Source organism: Variovorax sp. F042 (assembly GCF_057814215.1).
The window spans coordinates 1-690 of the sequence record NZ_JBVASX010000035.1 but is presented as its reverse complement, the minus strand read 5'-3'; the positions used below and the strand labels follow the sequence as shown (position 1 = coordinate 690).

The following is a 690-nucleotide window of genomic DNA, read 5'->3' as shown; positions in this document are numbered from 1 at the left end:
TCTACGCGGCGGAGCTGTTCGATCGGGAGACGATCGAGCGGATGGCGGGGCACTACGTGGCGGTGCTGGAGGCATTGACTGCCCAGCCTGAGCTGGCAGTGGGCGATGTGGCGCTGGTGGGTGCGGCGGAGCGCGCGCAGCTTGTGGCGTGGAGCGAGAACCCGCGCCGCCACGAAGGCGCACAACCCGTGCATCGCCAGATCGAGGCGCACGCGAAGTCGAAGCCGCAGGCGCCCGCTTTGGTCTTCGGCGATGAAGCCCTGAGCTATTCGGAACTCAATGCCCGTGCGAATCGCCTTGCCCACCGCCTGATCGGCATGGGCGTAGGCCCCGATGTGCTGGTAGGCATCTGCGTGGAGCGCTCCACCGAGATGATGGTGGGCATCCTTGCAGTGCTCAAGGCAGGCGGCGCCTACGTTCCCCTGGACCCCGAGTACCCCGCAGACCGCCTTTCCTACATGGTCGAAGACAGCGGCATCGCATTGCTGCTGACCCAGAGCCACCTGCGAGATCTCATCCCCGGTGTCGACGCATTGCAGGTGCTGGAACTCGACACCCTCGATACAGCGTCCGAGTCCGAGGCCGATCCGCAAGTCAGCCTGCACGGCGAACACCTGGCCTACGTCATCTACACCTCAGGCTCCACAGGCCGCCCCAAGGGTGCAGCCATTCGCCATCAAGCCCTGTTCA

1 protein-coding gene is annotated in these 690 nt (G+C 65.4%); it reads left to right on the top strand.

The genetic code is table 11. From position 1 onward, the window contains the following. Nucleotides 1–690: AMP-binding protein (locus ACZYSP_RS35270; RefSeq protein ID WP_489019189.1), on the top strand; the 690-nt coding region annotated here is incomplete at both ends.